This window comes from Shewanella sp. MF05913 (assembly GCF_059758095.1).
The window spans coordinates 1-889 of sequence record NZ_JCAYNT010000060.1 but is presented as its reverse complement, the minus strand read 5'-3'; the positions used below and the strand labels follow the sequence as shown (position 1 = coordinate 889).

1 protein-coding gene and 1 pseudogene are annotated in these 889 nt (G+C 39.4%); both read right to left on the bottom strand.

What is annotated here, in order from left to right:
* Window positions 1-579 (bottom strand): immunity 49 family protein (locus AC19MV_RS22970; RefSeq protein ID WP_498310038.1); only part of this gene is annotated, 579 nt, incomplete at its 3' end.
* 193 nt (window positions 580-772) lie between these two features.
* Window positions 773-889: pseudogene (locus tag AC19MV_RS22965) on the bottom strand (ISAs1-like element ISSpu13 family transposase); the annotation flags it as partial.

Here is an 889-nt window from a genome sequence, read left to right as displayed (position 1 = left end):
TATGTATATTGACCAGTCATCTCCGTCTGCAAGTAACTCTTCCATTGTATTATTTAACAACATGGGAAAATCAGGGAGACGACTATGGTAAGCTTGAAATACTTCAACCACACGGTATAAAACAGGATCAGCTTGCGTAGCACTTTTTTTCATAGTTTCTACAGGGATATTTGCCAAGCTATCCATACTTTCAGTATCGCGAGTAATCACAGCTAAAAAATAGGCTTCAATCCATTTCGATGGGGCTGCGCGTCCAGCCTCTAACATCCCCTTTCCATTCCACGTTACTTCGGGTAAATCATATATTTTAAAGGTAAGGTCTTGCTCTGGGTACTGCGCAAGCTTTAAGAACGCGGCGTACATTTTTGACGCATAACGTAGCCCACTAGCAGATTCATTTTCTATCTCTGGGGTTTGAACTTCCCAAGTAAGCCAGCGAGATAATTCCAAGTATAGATTAGGAAGAGCAATAAGGTTATCGCGACGAATAGTTATTACCATTTCAACCATTTCTCTAGGAGATGCTAACCGTTTGTCTAGTTTGGCTAAATCTATTTTTACTTTACGCTTTATATTCATTATGTACCTGCTATTGTAGTGAGATCTATATCAAATTCAGATATGTTAACTTCACCGACTACGGAACCCGATGCTGTTTTAGTAATCGGTGTTTCAATATGTAAATATTGTACTTTCTTTCCCCCTACCAATGCTTTATTCAATGCTACAGCTGCCTGCTTATCTGTAGTATCAGGATCTTTACAGGGGCTGATTACACTTTTTGACCAGCGCCAAAAATAATCTCTTCCCTGAAATCATCACTCCAACAAGCCCTATTGAATTTCTGATTCTGGCTTGTTTTAGCGGGATGTAGCTTCACTAGATTTAA